We start from the raw sequence: 14,605 nt of genomic DNA on the forward strand, positions 1-14,605 counted from the left end.
CGGTGGCTTTTTTCGGAGATTGCGGATAAGGCGATCCGCGACGGAGGTCGAGGCGGGTCGTAGTCGGCGGAAGCGTTTGCCGACACGACGTTTCGACGGCGCCGGACGACCTCTGGGGTCGTGCCATACCCTCACCGAGCTAGTGAGTGTCGTCACAGTAGCCAGTGGCTACGCCTGCGTCAATATGTGTCGTGCGTTGTTTTGCCGAGCGGGATGACAGAGCGTAGGAGATTCGCAAAGATGGGGTGCGACGTCGGAACACCGATCGGTCGCCGTCTGTACCGGCAAGCGGATTCGTAACGCGAATCCCGCTGTCGCCGAAAATGATAGGGTCTTCGCCATATGGAGCACCTCAGTGAGACCGCCGCCTTCGCCGACGACGTCTGGACCACACCACAGGTGGCGAGCTTCCTCGGTATCAGTCGTCAGGCCATCAACAAGCGTGTCCGGAGCCGGAAGATGCTCGGATATTCAGGCGATGGGGTGACGCTCTTTCCGGTGTGGCAGTTCGATACCGACAGTCACGCGATCCATCCCGTGGTCCCCGAGTTTCTCGCGGCCATCGACGAGGACATCGAACCTGCGGCCATCGCCCTGTGGGCGATCACGAAGGTCGACGGATTCGATCGGACGCCTGCCGAGTTGTTGCTGAATCCGGACACGAAGGGCGACGCGCTGCGGCTGGCCGGCACCTGCACGACCGATTCGATCGAGGAACATCCTGCACTGCAGGTCGAGCCCGACCCCGAAGTCGCGGAGAAGAAGATCGCCGAGTGGCGACCCACTCGCCCGGGGGCGTCCGGAGCGCAGGAGGCGATCCTTCTCGCCGCCGCAGACCTTTTCGCGCGCAAGGGCCCCGCGAAAGTGACGCTCAGGGAGGTCGCCGCCGCGGCAGATGTGTCGTACGGATTGATCCACCGGTTCTACCGCACCAAGGAAAACTTGCTCATGGCGGTGATGGAGCTGCTGGTCAGTTACGGTGGCATACGTCTGTCCGAGGAGAAGGACGCCTACGCCGCTATCGACAACTCCTTCGGTGCCGATCTCGACTCGGGTCAATTCGGCCGCATGCTGATGTGGTCGATCTTCGAAGGAATCTCGCCGGATCGATTGATCGGCGAGGCGCGTTCGGGCGGTTACCGTGCGCACATAGAAGCCTTGTGGAAGAAGCCGGTCGAGCCCGAGTTACGGTCCGAGTTCGACTCGAGCGTGGTGGCGGCTTTGATCGGTCTCGTAGCGTCCGCGTGGGAGGTCTACGAGCCATACCTCACCGAACTCGCCGACGGTACCTGGCGGGGCCCGGAAGATGTCCGGCAGCAGGTTACCGAGTTGCTCAAGCTGCTCGTCTACGCGTCCCGGCCCGACAGGTGAGACGCATCGACGAAGGGAACAGGCGGAAGACTCCCGAAGGGATCTTCCGCCTGTTCCCTTCGAGAGGTGTCGTCAGGACGGCATCAGCAGCACGCCGCGGTCGAGCTTTCCCGCCCGGGCGTCGTCCACGAGGGACTCGAAGTTCTCCAGCTCGTAAGTCTTGGTGACGAGCTCGTCGAGGAGGAGTCGGCCGGACCGGTACATCTCCACGTACTTCGGGATGTCCGCACCCGGTCGTGAAGAACCGTAGCGGCATCCCAGCACCGAGCGGTCCATGTAGAAGGTGGTGGCCGGAACCGACAGCTTGGCCTCGGGTCCGGCGACGCCGAGCATGATCAGCTGTCCGCCCCAGTCGAGCATCTCCATCGCCTGCCCGGTGATGGCCTCTCCGCCTACGCAGTCGAAGACGTGGGCAGCGCCGCCGTCGGTGAGTTCCAGGATCGTTGCAACCGTGTCGCCGACGGTGGCGTCGACGAAGTGGGTTGCGCCGAACAGGCTGGTCTTCTCCCCCTTGTCGGGGTTGGTATCGATGGCGACGATCGTCGTGGCCCCGGCGATGCGGGCGGCCTGGATGACGTTGAGACCGATGCCGCCGGCGCCGATGACGACCACCGAGTCGCCGGGGGCGACGCGGGCACGGTTGAACACCGCTCCGGCCCCGGTGAGCACCGCGCAACCGATCAGGCAAGCCGTCGACAGCGGGACCTCCTTCGAGATCGGCACTGCCTGTCCGGCCTTGACGACGATGCGCTCGGTGAAGGTGGACAGGGCGGCGTAGTTGTGGATCGGGGTGCCGTCGAGTTCGAAGGGGGTGTCGCGGTTACCGAACGAGGCGCGGCACATCGTGGGGCGTCCGGAGGTGCACGCAGCGCACTGACCGCAGGTCGCCAGCGTCGACAGCACGACGTGGTCGCCGACGACGGGCACATCCACTCCCGGCCCGACGGCCTCGACGATGCCGGCGCCCTCGTGTCCGAGGATGACGGGAGTGGGGAACGGGATCTTGCCGTTGACGACGCTCAGGTCGCTCTGGCACAGGCCGCTCGCGACGATGCGGACCTGGACTTCACCGGGGCCGGGCTCGCGGACGGTGACACCGTCGACCAGCTTGTTGACGGTGCCGTCGAAGACTATCGCTTTCAATTCTCGACCTCGCTGTCGATGCGAACCCAACCGTGCGGTACGCGCAAACGCGACAGTGTCACGGGTGGGAAACGAAGGGGTGGTGGGAAATTCGGGGCAACAGATGTGCCGCCCGTATCGATGCTGGTGATGCTAGGGCCGGTGGGTCCGACCGTCAAGCGCGGCGTCGACACCGCCTCCAGTTGGCGAAACGACGAGAAATGCTCAACCTGTTGACGCATACGTAGCCACTGGCTACAGTGATGCCAGTCACGACATGAGGTCGCAGTGGCCCCCGGGATCGAGGGGAGTGAGTCTCGACCGACCTCGGGTGGGCGGGTGTGCCCACGCATACCTGTCGTTTGCGATCCGTGAATGCCTCGTCGTGAAAAGTCTTCTGCGCAGGTGCCCGAAAACGCTTCTGTTGCAATATTTCAGGAGGATTAAGTGTCACCCATGGCCTTATCGATGAAGCCGACGGGGTGGTTCCAGATCGGTTGGTCCACCGACCTCGAGATCCGCGACGTCAAGCCGATGCGGTACTTCGGTCACGACCTCGTCGCCTACCGCACCGAGAGCGACCGCCTGGTGGTTCTGAACGCATACTGTGAGCACCTCGGCGCCCACATGGGCCACGGTGGCACGGTCGCCGGCGACGACATCCGATGCCCATTCCACGGTTGGCAGTGGAACCCCGAGGGCCGCAACACCTGTATTCCGTACCAGAAGGCCACCAATCGGGTTCGCAGGATCGGTACCTGGTCCACCGCCGAACGCGACGGAATCATGTATCTCTGGCACGACGCCGACGGCCGCGACCCGCTGTACGACGTGCCCAGTATCTTCGACCTCTTTCCCGGCTGCGGGACGGCGAACGATTACCACGCGCCGGGAGAAGCCGGCCGCTTCGAATCGGCTCACCTGCCGATCCACCCCCAGTACGCCGCCGAGAACGGCGTCGACTTCGCGCACTTCAAGTACGTCCATCGCGCCGACGAGATCCCGACCGTCGTCCACCGCGAGTTCGGTGAGTACGACTTCAAGACCGAACTGGCGCTGAACTTTAAGCGTCGCAACGCAGATGGTTCATTCGAACTCGTCGAGGGCAGGACCAAGGCATCGCTCCTCGGTGTGGGACTCGGCTTCTCGTATGCCGACGGCGTCGGCGCCATCTGCTCGTTGACCGCAGTGACCCCCATCGACGACGAGCGGTCGGTCGTGCGCTTCTCCGCATGGGCGAGCAAGGAGGACGGCCAGAACGACGTGCGGGTGGCGAAGCGGCAACACAATGCAATCGGCCAGCTCGAGGCCGACATCGCGATCTGGGAACACCAGCGTTACACCGAACCTCCGGGTCTTGCGACCGCCGAGGCCGCGGGTTTCCGCGACATCCGTCAGTGGGCCCGCCGCTTCTACCCCGAAGGTCACCTCGGCCAAGGTAGTGCCGAGCAGACCGCGGGCACCGACGAATTCCAGGCAGGAACCGCCTCATGAGACCGACTCTGACAGCAGAACACGAGGCCTGGCGCGCCGAGATCCGCGAGTTCCTCGATGCCGAACTGCCGAAGGAACATGCCTTCAACCCCGAGTTCGACGATGCCCCCGAACAATGGGCCGTCGCCGTCGAATTCAGCAAGAAGATCGCAGCCAAGGGATGGATCGGTCTGACCTGGCCGAAGGAGTACGGCGGCAAGGAGCTCTCCCCGATCTCCAACCAGATCCTCCTCGAGGAGCTGTACGCGGCCGACGCCCCGCTGATCAACTCGGTCGGCATCTTCCTCGCCGCCGGCACCATCCTGGTGGGCGGCACCGAGGAGCAGAAGAAGCGGCTGCTACCCGACATCGCGAACATGCGCACTCTCTGGGCCGAGGGGCTGACCGAACCCGGAGCCGGCTCCGACCTCGGCTCCCTGCGGACCAAGGCCGTCAAGGACGGTGACGAGTGGATCATCAGCGGCGAGAAGGCATTCACGTCGTGGGGACCGATGTCCGACGTGCTGTACGTGGCCGCACGCACCGACCCCGAAGCGAGTCTGAGCACCGGAGTCAGCATCTTCGTCGTCGACCTGAAGACCCCCGGCGTCACCTTGCACCCGATGCGTAACTACGGCGGCGGCGTCCAGTCCAGCACATTCCTCGACCACGTCCGTGTGCCGGCATCCTCGCTCATCGGCGAGGAGGGCAAGGGCTGGCAGTACATCATGCGCGCCTTCTACGCGTCGGGAACCGTCGAGCCCATCTACGCGATGCAGGAAGCGCGACTGCGCGACCTCATCGAGTACTGCAAGGCGATCCCGGGCAAGCTCGACGACCCGCACGTGAAGGCCGACCTGGCTGAGCTCGCCGCCATCGCCCAGTCCCAGCGTCTGCTCGCCTACGAAATCATCGGTGACAACGCGCACGGCCGCCAGACCCCTTGGGGCGGTGGAGTGCAGCAGGTCGCTGCCAAGGAGTACGAGCCACTCTTCGCCCAGATCTACGACCGGGTGCTCGGCCCGACCAGTCAATTGCGGTCGGGATCGTCGTACGCCCCCCTCAACGGAAAGCCCGAGGCGTGGTACCGGCAGTCGTTCGCCAACCATGCCGGAGGAACGTCCCAACTCAAGCGGATGGTGCTCGCGACGCGGGGCCTCGGCCTGCCCCGATAGGAGCTGAACATGGAATTGACATGGGGCGAGGACTTCGCTGCCCTCGCAGATGTGAGCAAGTCGGTGTTCGCGCGGTACTCGCCGCTGGAGGACCGATCCAACACTGTTCCGTTCGCGGACCAGATCGCACAGTTCGCCGAACTCGGCTGGCTGCAACTCGGTGATCCGACCGGCACCGATGCCGACAGCCCGTCGCTCGCGACGATCGCCGGCATCTTCGTCGAGGCGGGACGGACGCTGGCTTCCACACCGCTGCTCGAGCTGACGATGGCACGCGACGCCGCGTTGGTGATCGGAACCGACGAGGCGACGAACCTCGCCAAGCGCATCGGAAACGGTGAGGCCGTGGTTGTCCCGATGTTCCCGTCCCCGGAGTGGGGCTCAGCGGTGACGTACGCGAACGACACACTCGACGGAGTCGCGCTCGCCGTGGAACACGCCGACGATGCCGACAGCTTCCTCGTCTATGCATCCGGCGAGGAAAGCGTTGTCGCGGTGGTGGAGTCGAGTTCCGCGACAGATATCGAAGCGATGCCCAACATGGGGGGATACCCGATGTTCGCGGTGAGGTTCGACAACGTGCCGGTGGCCGATGCCGCCGTGCTCGCGAGAGGCAACGATGCCGACCGTGCCGTCGAGGTCGCGGGGCAGCGAGGGGCGGTGCTGCGCGCAGCGCAACTCTACGGCGCCGGTCTGAAGCTACTCGACATGACGGTGCTGTACGCGCAGCAGCGGCACCAGTTCGGTGGACCGATCGGTCGATTCCAAGCCGTGCAGTACCTGTGCACCGACATCGCGGTCGCCACACACCTCACCTCGGTACACGCGCGGTCCGCCGCCTCGGCTCTCGACGCCGGCGTCGATCCGCAACCTCATATCGGCCTCATGCGTAAACAGGCGGCGAAGGCAGCGCAGGAGATCGTGCACTCCGCGCACGAGGTACACGCAGGCATCGGATACATGATCGAGTCGAACGTGCACTTGTTCACCGACGCCGCCAAGCGCTGGCAGTTCGACTTCGGTTCAGCGGCACGCAACGACACCGAGATCGTCGACGCTCTCGATCGCATCTACATCGGGACGGGACGATGAGCTACATCGACTACCGCGTCGACGATGCCGTCGCCGTCATCAGCCTGAACCGGCCGGAACAGCACAACGCCCAGGACGCATCCCTCCTACAGGACCTCGACGCCCGATGGCAGCAGGCTGCCCGTGACGACGCGGTCAAGGTGATCGTCTTGCGCGCCAACGGCGACAACTTCTCCGCCGGCCACGACCTGAAGACTGTGGCGCCGGGGTATTTCAAGGAGGGCAAGACGACCCTCGAGAGCGCCTACGGGTGGGAGGCCGAGCACTACCTCGGCTTCTCCCGTAAGTGGCGTGACGTTCCGAAACCGTCGATTGCGGCAGTTCAGGGCGCCTGCGTCGCCGGTGCGCTCAACGTCATCTGGCCGTGCGATCTGATCGTCGCAGCCGAGAACACCTACTTCAGCGACCCGGTGGTGAAGTTCGGCGTCGGTGGCGTCGAATACCACGCCCATACCTGGGAACTGGGTGCCCGGCGCGCCAAGGAGATGCTGTTCACGGCGCGGAGATTCACCGCTGCGGAGGCGTTCGCCGCCGGCATGGTGAACCGGGTGGTCCCGCTCGGTGACCTCGAATCGCAGACGATGGAACTGGCCCGCGAGATCTCGGAAATGGACGCGTGGGGGCTGGCGACCGCCAAGCGTGCCGTCAACCAGACCCTCGACATCATGGGCCAGCAGGCGGCGCTGCAATCGGCCTTCGACATCCACTGGCACGGACACGCGAACGCGCTGCTCCGGACCGGCTACCCGCTTTTGACGCCAGGCCCGCTTCCGTCGGGGGCTCGTACGAAGGAGGACAACTCGTGACGAACACGGTGTCGAAAGATGCAGTCTCCCTATGGAATCTGTTGGCCTTGCGGGCCGAGGCCTCGGGTGATGCCGTCGCCCTCATCGACGCGCACGATCGCCGCATGACCTTCGCCGAAGTCGTCTCTGTGGCCGAACGCGTCGCGGCCGGCCTGCTCGCCCGCGGGATCGGCCCCGGCTCCACGGTGAGCTGGCAACTGCCCAGCCGCATCGAGACTGTCGTGCTCAGCCTGGCGTTGTCGCGTCTCGGCGTGATCCAGAACCCGATCATCCCGCTCTACCGGGCACGTGAGGTCGGGGCGATGCTCGCCCAGTGCGAGTCGGAATGGCTCATCACCCTGGAAGAGTTCCGCGGTTTCGACCACGGTGCCATGGCCCAGGAGTTGCGAGCTGCGAGCGGCGACCGCCTGAACCTGTTGATCGTGTCCTCCGAACTGCCCGACGGTGACCCGGCCACGCTTCCTCCCGCACCGGTTCGCCCCGACGAGGTGCGCTGGATATACACGACCTCCGGAACGACGTCGGCGCCCAAGGGGGTCTGCCACACCGACGGTACGCTCATCGCCGGCGGCGTCTCCCTCGCGGATGCGATCGGTGCAACGGGCGAGGACATCGGCACCATCTTCTTTCCGTACGCCCACATCGGCGGTCCCGACCTGCTGATCGTCTCGCTGACTACGGGCATGGCACTGACACTCATGGAGGTCTACGAGCCGGTTGCCGCAGTGGAGCTGATGCGTCGTGCGGGTGTGACAATCACCGGTGGTTCGACCCCGCACTATGCCTCGCTGCTCGAGGAACAGCGGAAGAATCCGGGCGCGCGAGTGGTTCCGACTCTGCGCATGCTGGCCGGTGGCGGAGCACCCATGCCTGAGAAGCTTTTCCGGGATGTGCTCGCTGAGGTGGGTGTCCCGATCCTGCACGCCTACGGTATGACCGAGTGCCCGATGATCACCTCGGCTCGGATGAGGGACAGCATCGAGCAACTGGCCACCACCTCGGGACGTCCCGTGCTCGGCTGCGAGGTGCAGATCCGCACCGAGGACGACCGTGTGCTGCCCACCGGTGAGGTCGGCCGGGTGTGGCTCCGTGGGCCGATGCTCTTCAAGGAGTACCGAGCCGACGGCGAGAGCATCCGTCCCTTCGACGCCGACGGCTGGATGTTCAGCGGCGACACCGGAAAGCTCGACGCGGAGGGACATCTGGTCCTCGTGGGGCGGGAGAAAGACCTGATCATCCGCAAGGGCGAATCGATCAGCCCCTCCGAGATCGAAGAGGTGCTCGCGGCGCACACTGCCGTAGCGGACGTCGCTGTCATCGGTCTGCCCGACGACCGGGCGGGGGAGCGCATCTGTGCGGTGCTGCAACTGCATGACGGTGCAGCCGATCTCGACGTCGACGAGGTTCGCGCGTACTGCCGGCAGGCCGGTATCTCGCCGGCAAAGTTTCCCGAGGACGTGGTGATCGTCCCGGAGATGCCGAAGACCCCGACGATGAAGATCCGCAAGCAGCAACTCAGGCAGTCCGTCATCGACCAGCGAGCCCTGTCCGGCGCAACCGCCGAGTGACACAGCGCCCGTGTCTTCCCCCGAATTCGAGAATTGGAAGTTCCCATGCCAGGACGTAGCTTCATAGAGCGCGCCGTCGAGTGCGCCGACATCAATGCGTTGCGGATGGCGCTGTACCAGGCGACCCGTGACGCGGACGTCGCCGCGATCATCCCGGAACGCGTCTTCGGTCCGACGACGGACGCCCTCGTGTTCTCCGACGAGGACACCTCGCTCATCCGGGCCAAGGCTGTCGACTACCTGCTCACCGAACCGGACGAATCGACGCTGCCGGTCCCTTCCCGGGACGAGATCGTCGAACTGCTCGAGATGGCGGAAGCCCGCGAACTCGGGCGCGACGATCTGATCATGCGACACAAGATCCCAGCGTTTTCCGCGATGCCCTACCAGGCGGAATGGCACGGAGAGAAAGTGATTCCGGAGGGATACCACGTCGCGATCGTGGGCGCCGGCTTCGCCGGTGTCGCCATGGGTGTGCAACTGGCGCACCTCGGGGTTCCGTTCACGATCTACGAGCGCCGCGCCGAGGTCGGTGGGGTGTGGAGCATCAACACCTATCCGGACGTGCGCGTCGACACGGTGAGCTTCACCTACGAGTACGCCTTCGAGAAGAAATACCCCTGGACCGAGTACTTCGCCCGTCAGTCCGACGTACGCGCGTACATCGATCACGTGGCACGCAAGTACGGTGTGTACGAGCACATCCGGTTCGGATCCGACGTCACGGAGGCTCGCTTCGACGAGTCGACGCAGCGCTGGACGCTGACCGTGCAGGGCGAGGAGTCCGCCTCCGAGGTCGACGCGAACGTGGTCGTCGCCGCCAGCGGTGTATTCGCGACACCGCGTGAGCTTTCGGTGGAGGGTGTTTCCGACTTCACCGGCCATATCGTGCACACCGCCCGGTGGAGCGAGGATGTCGAGTACGCCGGCAAGAAGGTCGCCGTGATCGGCAACGGCTCGACCGGCGTGCAGCTGCTGTCGAAGATCGCCGAGAAGGCCGAATCCGTAACGGTGTATCAGCGCACACCGCAGTGGATCTCGCCGCGCACCAACTACGGCGTACCGATTTCCGACGAGCTGCAGTGGCTGATCCGGAAGATGCCGTTCTACTGGAACTGGAACAAGTACGTCGCCGGCCTCGCGACCATCGACCTGCGCAACGTGCTCATGCCGGACGAGGAGTGGATCGCAAACGGCGGGAAGATCAGCAAGCGCAACGACATGCTGCGCGAGATCCTGGTCGGCTACATCTCGGCACAGGTCGACGGCCGGCAGGACCTCATCGACAAGCTGATCCCCGACTACCCGCCGATGACGCGGCGCCCGGTGGTCGACAACAACTGGTATGCCTCGCTGACCAGGAACAATGTCGAACTCGTCGCGACCCCGATCGAACGGATGACCGACACCGCAATCGTCACCGCAGACGGGCAGACCCGCGAGACGGAACTCGTCATTGCCGCGGTCGGATTCCAAACCGAGAAGTACATCTGGCCCACACAGTACTTCGGCGTCGGAGGTGTGACCCTCGAGGACGTGTGGACCGCGCAGGGAGCGCAAGCGCACCTCGGCATGACCGTGCCCGGATTCCCGAACATGTTCATGCTGTACGGCCCCAACTCGCAGCCGGTGGCCAGTGGTGCGGGCCTGCCGGTGTGGTTCGAGGTCTGGACGGGCTACATCGCCGAGTGCATCGTCGGGATGCTCGAGAAGGGACGGGCGTCGATGGTCGTCCGGAAGGATGCCTTCGACGAGTACAACGAGCAGTTGCACGAAGAGGCCAAGAAGCTCATCTATCTGATGCCGAACTCGGCGATGGAGAAGAACTACTACGTCAACGAGTTCGGTCGGCTGCAGATGAACGCCCCGTGGGGCGGCGAGAAGTACTACGAGCTGTGCGAGAAGCCGGACGAGTCGCACTACGACTTCACCGACGGGCAGTGACGCACTCTTCTTCGAAGCAGTTCCCTCCGAAGTATCCCGGTGATCGCCGGTGCGGCCTGCCGTCTCTGCGGCGGGTCGCACCGGCGTAGGGGGTATGTGCGCCGTATGTGGCTCGCAGTCGACTCCCGTGGTCCGCGAGAAACGAGGCGCTTCTCGTTCCGCGATGCGGTTCTTCGAGCAGGCCGACGAACCGGCGGTGTCACGCACCGGTGTGTGCATGCCTACGCCCGGTCCACGGACGCTGCGTCGGAGTTCGTCGCGGGATTCGGGGAGCAGATCATCCGGCCGCAGTCGGGTTGACGGGGGAGTTGCGTCGCGTTCTGCCCCGGTCCCCGCGGGGCAAGTGGGCGCAAGTATGGAAGTGGGACATTGCGGCCCTTTTACGCCAGGTGGACTTCGAATCCACACGTGTGGCCGCTGTTTCACGGTCTCGTACTGCGTCGTGACGGAATCCCGTCGGAAGCCGAACCGAATTCGGCCGAGTTGTTGACGCACACGTAGCCGATGGCTACAGTGAGTCGGGTCACAAGTCGTGTGGGTGGATGGCGCCGGTCACCAAGCCGAATCGCACCTGCTGTCCGGCACGTCCCGAACCGACCGACAACCACCCCCGAACCTCGCTACCGAGGACCCGATGTTGAGGAGTCGATGTTGAGCACGCGTAAGTCGAACTGGGGCCGCTGGGGCGAAGCGGATGAGCTGGGCGCCCTCAACCACCTCACACCGGAGCGGGTCCTCTCCGCCCTCCGCCTGCCCAAGACGGGCAAGACCTACAGCCTCAGCATCCCGATCCAGCGGTCCGGCGTACCGAACCTCGAATACCGCGGAATCCCGCAGCGGCTGACCCTGACCAACCACCAGGACGAGGCGATGGCCCGCGCCAACGGCGGTGCTCCCGGTGTCGGCGCCAACGAGGACCAACTCGTCATGCCGTCGCACACCTCGACGCACATGGACGCACTGTGCCATGTCTACGCCGACAACAAGATCTACAACGGCTACCCCGCCGACGAGGTCACGCCGTACTCGGGCGCCGCCAAGTGCAGCATCGACAAGGTCGGCGGCATCGCCGGCCGCGGCGTCCTCATCGACGTCGCCGCGTCCAAGGGCGTCGACCTGCTCGAACCGGGTTACGTCATCACCGTCGCAGACTTGCAGAAGGCACTGGACGACCAGAACGTCGAACTGCAGACGGGCGATCTGGTGCTCATCCGCACGGGATGGCTGGAGGACTACCTGGCCAACCAGGGCGACATGATGCCGCAACCGGGCATCGGCCTCGAAGCGGCCGCTTTCCTCGCCGAGAAGGACGTCGCGCTGGTCGGCTCCGACAACGCCGCGATCGAACCCATCCCCTTCGACCGGAACGTCTACCTCGGCGGGCACATCATCCTGCTCGTCGAGCACGGCATCTACCTGGTCGAGAACATGAACCTCGCCGAGCTCGCGGCCGACAGGTGCTACGAGTTCCTGCTGACCATCGGCGCGCTCAAGATCACCGGCGGCACGGCCAGCCCGGTCACCCCCGTCGCCGTCGGCTGACCGCGCCCCTTCACCCCGAACAGGACCCCGGATGACTGTGAACACCGAAAGTGCAGTGCACACGTACCGCACCTCCCACGTTGGGCTGTGTGTCTCCGATCTCGCCAAAAGCCTTCGCTTCTACTGCGACGGACTGGGTTTCACCAAAATCATGGAATACGACGTCGACGAGCAGATCCCCGAGGTCGATGCGCCGTGCAGCCTCACCTCGACCTTCCTCGAGAAGGACGGTCTGCGCATCGAACTGCTGTCCTACCGGCAGCCCGGCGTGATCGGGAACCCTCCCACCCGTCGTAATCACCTCGGCATGACCCACCTGTCGTTCTTCGCCGACGACATCGACACCGCAGCCGACGCGCTGTGCGAGTTCGGCGGCACGCTGATGCCGGAGACCCGCGCCGGTGTGGGCGACCCGACCGCCCCGCAGTTCGTGTTCGTCGCCGACCCCGACGGCAACCGCGTCGAGCTCATGCACATCCCTGCCGGCACCCCCTGGTGACCGGACCTGCGCCGGATCACGGCTTCCCCTCGATATCTCGCTGAGTGTGCCAGGGCGGCGAATCCCCTCCGCCGCCCGATCGCATATCCCGACGCAGCGACGACCAAAGGACTTTCATGACCGCCCCCGACACCACCGCACGCGATCCACACCTCTGGGAACCTCAGCGCAAGATCGACGATCTCGAATGGTTCCGCCAGAAGTACGCTGAAGAGCGCGACAAGCGCCTGCCGAAAACGGGCGCCGACACCTTCCAGGCGATCGACTTCGAAGGCAAGTTCGCAGCATTCGACGCCGATCCGCACGCGGACGGCCCCCGCACCACGCCTCCGCAGACCGCCGATCTCGACATGCTCGTCATCGGGGCCGGCTTCATGGGCATCAGCACCGGCATCGAGCTGAAGAAGATCGGTGTCACGAGCTTCAAGATCCTCGACGTCGCAGCCGATTTCGGCGGAACCTGGTACTGGAACCGCTACCCCGGCGTGCGCTGCGACATCGAGTCGTACATCTACCTGCCTTACCTCGAGGAGGCCGGTTACGTTCCGTCGGAGCGATACACCCGCGGCAGCGAGATCTTCGCCTACACGCAGTCCCTCTGCACGCAGTTCGGCCTGTACGACCACGCCCTGTTCCAGACCCGGGTCACCGAGATGGAATGGGACGAGGACGCCGCGCGGTGGACGGTGCGCACGGACGCCGGCGATCTGTTCCGCGCCCGGTTCGTCTCCACCCAGAGCGGCCTGTTCAGCCGCCCCCAGTTGCCCGGCATCCCCGGTATCGAGAAGTTCGCAGGTCACAGCTTCCACACCAGCCGGTGGGACTACGACTACACCGGAGGCGATACCACCGGGAACCTGACCGGGCTCCACGACAAGCGCGTGGCCATCATCGGTACCGGCGCCACCGGCATCCAGGCCATCCCGCATCTTGCCGAGCACGCGAAGTCGCTGGTCGTCTTCCAGCGCACGCCCAGCCAGATCGCGCCCCGCGAAAACGCCCCGACGGACGTCGAATGGTTCAAGTCCCTGCCCGCAGGTTGGCAGAGCGAGCGCCGCAACTCCTTCGACAAGTGCGCGATGGACCGCGCCACCGTCGACTGCGACGTGGACGACGGCTGGATCAAGTTCGCGAAGTACCAGATGCGCAAGATCTACGAGGCCGGCGGAGCGGAACCGACCCTCGAGCAGTACATGGACGCCATGGAGCGCTCGGACTACGAGTGGAACGAGATGCTGCGCGACCGGGTCGACGCCATTGTCAAGGACCCGGCCAAGGCCGACAAGCTCAAGACTTACTACCGCACCATGTGCAAGCGGCCGGGCTTCAGCGACGACTTCCTGCCGGTCTTCAACAAGGAGTCCGTCGACATCGTCGATACCTCCGACACGCCGATCGACCGGATCACCGAGAAGGGAATCGTCGTCGGCGACCGCGAATACGAAGTCGACCTCATCATCTACGCGACGGGCTTCCAACAGGGACGCACCTGGACCGACAAAGCCGGCTACGACGTGCTGGGCCGCAACGGCAACCGGCTGTCGAAGAAGTTCGCCGAGGGGGCCAGCACGTACCACGGCTTCCTCAGCGCGGACTTCCCGAATCTGTTCTTCCTGGGATTCGTTCAGTCGACGCAGGTTTCGAACATCTCGAACCTCATCGACAATCAAGCCCGGCACATGGTCTACATGGTCGGTAAGTGCCTGAAAGAGGAAATCCGGGCCGTCGAACCGACCGCCGGGGCCGAGGCCGGCTGGAACGCGACCATCGCAGAGCACGCGGAGATGCGACGGGAATGGAACCTCTCGTGCACCCCGGGCCACTACAACAACGAGGGCCGCGTCGACGACAAGCGCAGCACCCTCGCGGGCGGTCTGTACGGACCCGGTTACGAGTACTTCGACCTGCTCCGCAAGTGGCGTGAAGACGACGCCTTCGACGGCATCGCCGTGACTCGCTGAGCCGGCGGCATACCCGCAGCAATTCTCGAGGACCGTGGGCAGCCGACCTTCC

At 64.9% G+C, this 14,605-nt stretch carries 11 protein-coding genes; 10 read left to right on the top strand and 1 reads right to left on the bottom strand.

All coding sequences use genetic code 11. From position 1 onward, the window contains the following. Positions 1 to 342 precede the first annotated feature (342 nt). Complete coding sequence (locus tag AC0B44_RS19425) at positions 343 to 1,371, top strand: TetR/AcrR family transcriptional regulator (RefSeq protein WP_471904434.1); 1,029 nt, start codon at positions 343 to 345, stop codon at positions 1,369 to 1,371. A gap of 72 nt (positions 1,372 to 1,443) precedes the next feature. Here AC0B44_RS19425 and AC0B44_RS19430 read toward each other — a convergent pair whose 3' ends face one another. Next, complete coding sequence (locus AC0B44_RS19430; protein ID WP_471904435.1) at positions 1,444 to 2,514, bottom strand: alcohol dehydrogenase catalytic domain-containing protein; 1,071 nt, start codon at positions 2,512 to 2,514, stop codon at positions 1,444 to 1,446. A 435-nt stretch (positions 2,515 to 2,949) separates the two neighbouring features. On the opposite strand from AC0B44_RS19430, the gene AC0B44_RS19435 reads away from it, so the two are divergent. The 9 genes from AC0B44_RS19435 (at position 2,950) to AC0B44_RS19475 (ending at position 14,553) form a co-directional block, all read left to right on the top strand. Beyond that, positions 2,950 to 3,987, top strand: a complete 1,038-nt coding sequence (locus AC0B44_RS19435) for a Rieske 2Fe-2S domain-containing protein (RefSeq protein ID WP_471904436.1) — start codon at positions 2,950 to 2,952, stop codon at positions 3,985 to 3,987. Continuing rightward, positions 3,984 to 5,141, top strand: a complete 1,158-nt coding sequence (locus tag AC0B44_RS19440) for an acyl-CoA dehydrogenase family protein (RefSeq protein ID WP_471904437.1) — start codon at positions 3,984 to 3,986, stop codon at positions 5,139 to 5,141. Before AC0B44_RS19435 ends, AC0B44_RS19440 begins: the two co-directional genes overlap by 4 nt. A gap of 9 nt (positions 5,142 to 5,150) precedes the next feature. Further along, a complete protein-coding gene (locus AC0B44_RS19445; RefSeq protein WP_471904438.1) occupies positions 5,151 to 6,233 on the top strand; it encodes an acyl-CoA dehydrogenase family protein in 1,083 nt (360 codons plus the stop codon). Continuing rightward, positions 6,230 to 7,039 carry an enoyl-CoA hydratase gene (locus AC0B44_RS19450; protein WP_471904439.1) on the top strand — a complete coding sequence of 270 codons (810 nt, stop codon included), beginning with the start codon at positions 6,230 to 6,232 and terminating at the stop codon, positions 7,037 to 7,039. Before AC0B44_RS19445 ends, AC0B44_RS19450 begins: the two co-directional genes overlap by 4 nt. After that, positions 7,036 to 8,607, top strand: coding sequence for a class I adenylate-forming enzyme family protein (locus tag AC0B44_RS19455; RefSeq protein WP_471904440.1), 1,572 nt, complete (start codon positions 7,036 to 7,038; stop codon positions 8,605 to 8,607). The genes AC0B44_RS19450 and AC0B44_RS19455 overlap by 4 nt, the downstream gene beginning before the upstream one ends. A 45-nt stretch (positions 8,608 to 8,652) precedes the next feature. Further along, the gene (locus AC0B44_RS19460; RefSeq protein ID WP_471904441.1) at positions 8,653 to 10,551 is read left to right on the top strand and encodes a flavin-containing monooxygenase; all 1,899 of its coding nucleotides are present in this window, start codon (positions 8,653 to 8,655) and stop codon (positions 10,549 to 10,551) included. A gap of 648 nt (positions 10,552 to 11,199) precedes the next feature. Beyond that, positions 11,200 to 12,093, top strand: a complete 894-nt coding sequence (locus AC0B44_RS19465; RefSeq protein ID WP_471904442.1) for a cyclase family protein — start codon at positions 11,200 to 11,202, stop codon at positions 12,091 to 12,093. Between the two features lie 31 nt (positions 12,094 to 12,124). Beyond that, positions 12,125 to 12,592 carry a VOC family protein gene (locus AC0B44_RS19470; protein WP_471904443.1) on the top strand — a complete coding sequence of 156 codons (468 nt, stop codon included), beginning with the start codon at positions 12,125 to 12,127 and terminating at the stop codon, positions 12,590 to 12,592. Between the two features lie 116 nt (positions 12,593 to 12,708). Continuing rightward, positions 12,709 to 14,553, top strand: a complete 1,845-nt coding sequence (locus AC0B44_RS19475; protein WP_471904444.1) for a flavin-containing monooxygenase — start codon at positions 12,709 to 12,711, stop codon at positions 14,551 to 14,553. Positions 14,554 to 14,605 lie beyond the last annotated feature (52 nt).

It is taken from the genome of Rhodococcus sp. NPDC019050 (assembly GCF_055664235.1).